Origin of the sequence: Spirillospora sp. NPDC047418 (assembly GCF_040643275.1) — a bacterium.
GTDB lineage: Bacteria > Actinomycetota > Actinomycetes > Streptosporangiales > Streptosporangiaceae > Spirillospora.
In genome coordinates this window covers 1-6,954 of record NZ_JBEYTW010000175.1, presented here as the reverse complement: position 1 = coordinate 6,954, position 6,954 = coordinate 1, and the positions used below count along the sequence as shown (strand labels likewise).

Here is a 6,954-nt window from a genome sequence, read left to right as displayed (position 1 = left end):
CCCGCCAGGGGCACGGCTGGTTGGCTACGTTCGGTCGGGATAACCGCTGAAAGCATCTAAGCGGGAAGCCTTCCTCGAGATGAGTTCTCCCACCCCCTGTGGGTGTAAGGCCCCCGGTAGACGACCGGGTTGATAGGCCGGAGATGGAAGCACGGTAACGTGTGGAGTCGACCGGTACTAATAGGCCGAGTGGCTTGAACACACTGAACGTTCAATTCGAATCGCTGTTGCGGTGTTCGCGTCCCTGTGTGGTTCCCAGAAAACAATCCGGGTACCGCGGTTGTATAATTGAATGCTGAGCCTGACGGCTTGGACGTTGATTTGCCCGCCCCGTGTGGGGGTGGTGCGTTGAGGCGTTCGGTGGTTTTGGCGAAGGGGAAACACCCGGTCCCATCCCGAACCCGGAAGTTAAGCCCTTCAGCGCCGATGGTACTGCATGGGAGACCGTGTGGGAGAGTAGGACGCCGCCGGACATATATTGCAGGAAGGGCTCCGCCGACACGGCGGGGCCCTTCCTCATTTTGCGGGACTGTTCATGGGGCAATCCTGCGGCCCTTCTTCGCTCACGCCGATTCGTGGGCCACAGACCGCCCCTGTCCAGTCGGACGTCGCGCGGCTGCGGGGTCAGGTGCGGGTGGCAGGCTCCTCGGCCGCGCGGATGCGGGCGACCTCGGGTGTGCGGGCGTCCAGCCGGATCTTCGCGAGGGCCTGGCGGCCGAGATCGGCCGGCCTGGCGTGCTTGATCTCCGCGGGGGCGAGATACACGGTCAGATCCGGGAAGGTGACCAGCTGGCCGCCGTCGTCCTCGGAGACGGTGCGGAAGTCGTCCGGGTCACGCGGGGCCCTCAGACGCTCCGCGGCGAAAGCCGCCGCCGCATCCGGTTCGCGAGTCCCGGCGGGGACGAAGGTGCCATTGCGGAAGTACACCGTGGTCTGGGCCCGGTCGCCGGCGGCAAGGGCGGCCCGTGCCGCGCGCGCCGGGGGATCCGGCGGGCGCCGGGTGAGCAGGCGCCGGGTGCTCTGCCGCCGGGTCCGCCACAGCTTGACCATCGCCCAGATGAGGACCACCGGCCAGAGCACCAGCAGCGTCACCAGCAGGCCCGCCCCGGGCGCGTCCACCTTGATGCGGAGCGCCTCGCTCGACCGGTCGCAGGTGACGGCGACGTAGTCGGTGGCGGGAGCGCGGAACGCCCCCACCCATCGGTAGCCCTTGACCTCCGCGGAGTCGCCGCCGTGCCGGGCGCGGTCCAGGGTCACCGGATAGTTGGCCTTCCGGCCGTTCAGCGCGCAGGAGCCCGGGTCATCGGAGGCCGCCGCGACATGGACCCGGTAGCGCAGACCCTCGTCCACCCACAGGACCGCACGCGAATCGCCGGGCACGCTCCCGGGCCGCACGGCGTCGACCGTGCTCGCGGTGAGCAGCGCGTGATGCGTTCCCCAGAACAGCGCGGTCAGCAGGACGAGCAGGGCCAGCGCCCCGACGGGAACCAGGTACGAACGCCAGGAAACGGCGAACGGAACCCGATACCGATATGTCACCTTCTTTGGCACCTGGGAATTGTACGATCTTGCGGCCTGGAGAGGGAGATCATTTGGACGTGCAGCGTACGGAGATCGACGGCGTTCCCGTGTTCTGGAGCGAGGGCTCGCCGGGCGATGACGGCTATCGGGCGGCGCTCGTGTTCCGTGTGGGTCGGGCGGACGAGACCCTGCCGAGGGCCGGACTCACCCATTTGGTAGAGCATCTGGCGCTGTATGCCGTCGGCGATGCCGACTATCACCACAACGGCGCCGTGGATGACACCACCACGGTGTTCATCACCCACGGCGAGTCCGCGCAGGTAGCCGCATTCCTGACCTCGGTGTGCAGTTCACTCGCCGCGCTTCCCATGGAACGTCTCGAAGCGGAGAAGAACATTCTGCGGACCGAGGCCGGAGGACGCGACGTCGGCCCGGCAGGCCAACTGCTGCTGTGGCGTTATGGGGCGGCCACCTACGGACTGCCTGCCTACGACGAGCACGGTCTCTCCGCCTTCACCCCCGACGATGTCCGGGAGTGGACGGCGCGCCGGTTCACCAGGAGCAACGCGGCACTCGCGCTCGTCGGCGGACCTCCACCGGAGGGGCTCACCCTGCCGCTTCCCGAGGGTGAGCGCAGGCCGCTGCCGGAACCGACCAGCGCGTTGCCGCGGACGCCCGCGTACTTCAACGCCGACGTCAACGGCGTCGCGCTGACCGGCATCGTGCCGAGCACCCCAGCCGCCGGAATCTACGGCGACATCCTCGGTCGCCGCCTCCACCGCGTCCTGCGGCGCGAGAACGCGCTGAGCTACACGACCAGGGTCGAGTTCTCGGGCCGCCCCGGTGGCACCGCCGAGATGCTCGCGTTCGCCGATGGGCTCGCCGACGCGCGTCCGGAACTGGCGGAGCGGTTCCGCGGGGAGATCGAACGGCTCGCCGCGGAGCCGGTGGACGCCGCCGAACTGGCCGAGGTGGTGGCGGCGCGACGCACCAGTATCGGCTCCGACGAGGACCGCGCGTCCCATCCGATGCGCTCGTGCCTGGCCGAACTGCTGGGGACTCCGATCCGCTCGGCGGACGAGGCACTGGCCGCGCTCGACGAGGTGGGGCCCGAGGACGTCCGGGAGGTCGGCCGCACCATGCTGGACACCGCGCTGCTGATGCTCCCGCGCGGCGAGCACCCGCAGGGCGCGCGCTTCGCCCGGGCCCCGGTGTCCGCCGCGGTCGCGGTCGACGGCCGGGTCCACACGCGGCCGGACGAGGCCCGGCTCGCGCTGATCGTCGGCCGGGACGGGGTCACCGAACTGACCGGCCCGGACATGGCCACCGTTCGCTTCGACGAGTGCGCCGCCGTCCTCGCCTGGCCGGACGGGGCGCGCTATCTGGTCGGCCTCGACGGCATGACGGCCGGTATCGACCCCAACCTGTGGCACGCCGGCGCGGTCGCGGTCGCCGACATCGACCGCTACGCGCCCCCCGGACTGGTCGTGCGCATGCCCGAGCGTCCCGCCGACCGCGTCCCGCCGCGCAACGGCGCGGTGGCCGCGGCCGAGCCCGGCGACCGGACGGGCGATCGCGCGGGGGCCGGTGCGGTGGCCGCGGTCTTCGGGCTGCCCGCCAAGATCAGAGCGCGCCGGCGGAGGCCCGCCTGGCGGGACGAGGCGCTGACGGCGGCGCTGCCGAAGGTGCGCGGCGGTGACCTGCGCGCGGGCCTGCAACTGCTGGCGGGCACCCGCGACGACGCCGAGGCCCGCAGCCTCTGCCTGGAGAACCTCGCCGAGGCCGCGCTCGGGCAGAGCGCGCGGCTGGCGGAGCTGTCCGCGGACGACCCCGCCGACCCGGATCTGTGCCTGTGGCTCGGCGCGACCCGCGTCGACGAGGCGTGGAAGGCGCGGAGCGCCTACCGCGCCGAGTACGTGGAAGCGGAACAGTTCGGCCGGTTCTGGCGGCTGCTGGCCCTGGCCGGGCCGCCGCTCTACCGCGCCGCCGAACTGCTGCCCGCGGACCCCGTCCCCTGGGACAAGCTCCAGTGGCACGGCATCGGCATGCAGCTCGAGCGGGACGAACTGGACCGCATCTGGCGAGAGCTCACCGACCGGGACCCGTCCCTCTACTCGGGCCACATCTCCCGTTCCCAGGCGCTCTGCAAGAAATGGTGGGGTTCGGACGCCGAGGTGCTGGACTTCGCCGAGACGGCCGTCGCCGAGGCCGAGCCCGGCGACCCGCTCACCGCGGTGCTCGCCGTGGCGCACCTGGAGATCGGCCTGGAGATCGGTTCCTGGGACGATCTGAACGGATACCTGGCCCGGCCCTCGGTGCACAGCGCCCTGGCGGAGGCCGCCGACCGGTGGCTGGCCGCGGACCGGCGGCATCCCCGGGACCTGGAGGCCCACCACTTCTTCGGTGCGGTGTTCTACCGGGCCGGCGACCACGACCGGGCCCGGTTCCATCTCGGCCGTGTCGCCCGCACCAGGGCCCTCGCCCGCGCATGGGGGTACGCGGACGAGCCGGACCGGTTGCTGGCACGGGCCTGCCGGGACGTCCGGGCGAAGGCGTGACGGCGTCCGCCCGGCCCGCCGGCTAGCCGCCGGAAGCGTCGTCCATCAGCGCCTTCGCGTAGTTGGCCAGTGAGCGGTTGTACTGGGGGAGGTGGCGGGAGAGCGCGCCGAGGGCGAGCGCCGCCGCCTCCCTGTCCCGGCCGAGGTCGGTGAGCGCGAGCGCCAGGAACGCGGTCACGGCGTCGTCGAGGCCGTCGGAGCAGGCGTCGCGTTCGGCGGTCAGCAGGGCGACGCTCTCCTCGGCCCGGCCGAGGTTGCGCAGGGTGCTGGCGTACTGGATGGTCGCCTCCCGCCTGCGCGTCCCGTCCAGCCCTGCCTCGAACGCCCGCCGGTAGTGGACGGCGGCCTCCGCCTCGCCGCCGGTCGAGTCGTGCGCCGACGCCAGCTCGTACTCCGCGACCGCGTCCCCGGGCGGCAGCTCGCCGGTCAGCGCCTCGATCCTGGCGAGGAAGTCCGCGGGCTCGAGGTCGTCGAACGCGTCCCACAGCTCGGCGATCCGCCGTTCCCAATCCGGGGTGATCATGGACCTGAGGATAGGGCCCCGCCCCGGGGCCGCGGTCCGACCGGGGGGTCGCAACGGTCCTGCAACCTGCCGTGCGCCACCATTGGACCGCTCGACACAGGTCGGGACCATGGTCGCGTCGGTGCCAACCCACACATCTGCACCGGCGCGGCCACCGAGCCCCCCGGAGTCCCCCGATGAGGCTCGCCGCCGCTCCCGCCCCGCTCGCGGTCGCCGCCGACGCCTGGCAGATCTCCTACCGCACCGGCGACTCGCACGACCGGGCCGAACTGACGGTCACCACGCTCCTCGTCCCGAGAAGGCGTGGACCGGCGCCGGAAGCCGTCCCGCCGTCTCGGTCCAGGGTCCTGACCTTCCTGTCCGACCGCTTCGCCGGCGAGCCTGCGGCCGCCATCTGCTGACCCGGGGTGTCGGGGCTCCGGGGCCTGCCGCGGGCCGCGCCGTCTTGCGGTTACCGCGTTGCGGTGGCCAGTGCCGCGCGGATGGCCTCCTCGCCGACCGGCCGGCCCTTCTCGTCCGAGAACGGGCCGTACGGGGTCCCCCACACCGGTGTGCCCGTCGCCTGCCGCCAGCCCTCGGCCAGCGGTCCCGTGTCCACGACGCTGTATCCGATGGATTCGATGAATTCGGTCACCGCCTTCTTCGCCAATGCGGAGTCCCCGGCGATCGGCAGGTACGAGCGGTCGGCCGCGCCCGCCGGGCGGGCGAGGGCCAGCAGGTGCTTGTAGAAGATGTTGTTGAACGCCTTCACGACCAGGGCGCCCGGGATGTACCGCAGCAGCAGTTCGCTCGAAGTGAGCGGCGTGCTGTCGAGTTCGGGGATGTGCCCGTCGCGCTCGGGGCCGTAGTTGCACGTGTCGATGACCGTCTTCCCGGCCAGCTGCGCGGCGGGCAGGTCGGGGAACGCCTTGACGGGCACCGAGACCACGACGATGTCGCTGGTGGCCGCGGCCTGCCCGCTCGTCGCCGCGGACGCTCGCGGCCCCAGTTCCGCGACCGTCTCCGCGAGAGTTTCGGGACCGCGCGAGTTGCTGAGCACGACCTGGTGCCCGGCCTCGGTGGCGAGCCGCGCGATGGTGCCGCCGATGTGTCCACTTCCGATGAATCCCACGGTCGTCATATTCTTCGCTTCCTTCAGAAGAGCCGTACCTTTGTTTTTCTGCTGGGCTCGTTGCGATTCGGGTCGTTGCCGTCAGCCGGCGGGGAAGTAATGGCCGTTGTCCAGACCGGCGAGCAGGCTGGGCTGGGCGGGTTCCCAGCCGAGGGTCCGGCGGGTGATGAGGTTGGACGCCGGGTAGCTCTGCGTGACGATGTTCGCGAGGAACCCGAAGTAGCCCGGCACCATCAGTTCGTCCGCGGGAACGCTCACGGCGGGCAGGTCCAGGCGGCTGCCGATGGCCTCGGCGATCTCGCGGAGCGGGATGGCCCCGTCCCCGACCGCGTGCCAGTATCGGCCGGCCGGGCCCTTCTCCAGCGCCAAGCGGAACAGGGAGGCGACATCGCGGGCGTGCACGGCGTTCCACACGTTCGCGCCGTCTCCGGGGTAGCCGGCGAATCCCTTCTCCTTCGCGAGCGCGATCAGCTGCACGAGGAAGCCGGCGCGATCGGTCGTGCTGTGCGCGATGTTGGCGAACCGTACGACCGAGGACCGCACTCCCCGGTCGGCGAGGCCGATGACGGCGGTCTCCACGTCGTTGCGAATCCGCAGGGTGCCCTTGTGCTCTTCCCCGGCGGGAAGGGCCGGGTCCTCCTCGGTGGCCGGCCGGCCCAGGTTCCCGGGCGAGCCGATGCTCCCGGCCGCGACCAGCGGCTTTCCGGTTCCCGCGAGCGCCTCGCCGTACGCGTGCATGATGGGGAGCTCCGCGGCGGCCACGGCGTCGATCCCGCCGGACGGAAGCAGGTCCTGCCTCTGCGCGACGTGGATGACGCCGTCGGAATCGGCGGCCGCCTCCTTGAGCCCGTCGAGGTCCGCGAGGTCGCCGCGGCGCACCTTCGCGCCGAGCGCGGACAGTGCCGCCGCGGCCGTGTCCGACCGGGCCAGGCCGGTGACCTCGTGCCCGGCGGCGACGAGTTCGGGAACGATGTACGAACCGGAATGGCCGGTCCCGCCAGCGATGAAAACACGCACGGTACTGCTCCTTGTCAATAATGTGGTGCGAGAAAGTGGTGGTTCGGGTGCGCTCAGCCGGCGATGTCGACGCTGAGGGCGATGTCGAAGGTCCCTGCGCCGTTGCGGGCCAGGCCCATCAGCAGTGGTCCGACCCCTTCCAGCCAGCGGGCCATGTCCAGGCCGCCGACATCGAGGGGGCGTAGTCCGAGGCTCTGGATGAACGCCGACACCTCGGTCTTGGC

General features: G+C 71.5%; 5 protein-coding genes, 2 rRNA genes and 1 pseudogene. 4 read left to right on the top strand and 4 right to left on the bottom strand.

What is annotated here, in order from left to right; translation table 11 throughout:
- Together ABZ806_RS44495 and rrf are read left to right on the top strand one after the other, a co-directional pair.
- Window positions 1-202, top strand: a 23S ribosomal RNA gene (locus ABZ806_RS44495); the annotation flags it as partial.
- A gap of 154 nt (window positions 203-356) precedes the next feature.
- A 5S ribosomal RNA gene (rrf, locus tag ABZ806_RS44490) occupies window positions 357-473 on the top strand.
- Between the two features lie 151 nt (window positions 474-624).
- On the opposite strand, the gene ABZ806_RS44485 is transcribed toward rrf, so the two are convergent.
- On the bottom strand, window positions 625-1,551 hold the full coding sequence (locus tag ABZ806_RS44485; RefSeq protein ID WP_500225942.1) for a hypothetical protein: 927 nt from the start codon (window positions 1,549-1,551) through the stop codon (window positions 625-627).
- A gap of 47 nt (window positions 1,552-1,598) precedes the next feature.
- Here ABZ806_RS44485 and ABZ806_RS44480 point away from each other — a divergent pair, with 47 nt between their 5' ends.
- Window positions 1,599-4,079 carry a hypothetical protein gene (locus ABZ806_RS44480; RefSeq protein WP_500225941.1) on the top strand — a complete coding sequence of 827 codons (2,481 nt, stop codon included), beginning with the start codon at window positions 1,599-1,601 and terminating at the stop codon, window positions 4,077-4,079.
- 22 nt (window positions 4,080-4,101) lie between these two features.
- On the opposite strand, the gene ABZ806_RS44475 is transcribed toward ABZ806_RS44480, so the two are convergent.
- Window positions 4,102-4,602, bottom strand: coding sequence for a tetratricopeptide repeat protein (locus ABZ806_RS44475; protein WP_500225939.1), 501 nt, complete (start codon window positions 4,600-4,602; stop codon window positions 4,102-4,104).
- Between the two features lie 176 nt (window positions 4,603-4,778).
- Here ABZ806_RS44475 and ABZ806_RS44470 point away from each other — a divergent pair, with 176 nt between their 5' ends.
- Window positions 4,779-5,003 (top strand): hypothetical protein, encoded by a 225-nt coding sequence (locus tag ABZ806_RS44470; RefSeq protein ID WP_500225937.1) that lies wholly within the window; start codon window positions 4,779-4,781, stop codon window positions 5,001-5,003.
- 50 nt (window positions 5,004-5,053) lie between these two features.
- On the opposite strand, the pseudogene ABZ806_RS44465 reads toward ABZ806_RS44470, so the two are convergent.
- Together ABZ806_RS44465 and ABZ806_RS44460 are read right to left on the bottom strand one after the other, a co-directional pair.
- Window positions 5,054-5,764, bottom strand: a pseudogene (locus ABZ806_RS44465) (NADPH-dependent F420 reductase); the annotation flags it as partial.
- 30 nt (window positions 5,765-5,794) lie between these two features.
- Window positions 5,795-6,730 carry an SDR family oxidoreductase gene (locus ABZ806_RS44460; RefSeq protein WP_500225936.1) on the bottom strand — a complete coding sequence of 312 codons (936 nt, stop codon included), beginning with the start codon at window positions 6,728-6,730 and terminating at the stop codon, window positions 5,795-5,797.
- Window positions 6,731-6,954: the final 224 nt, after the last annotated feature.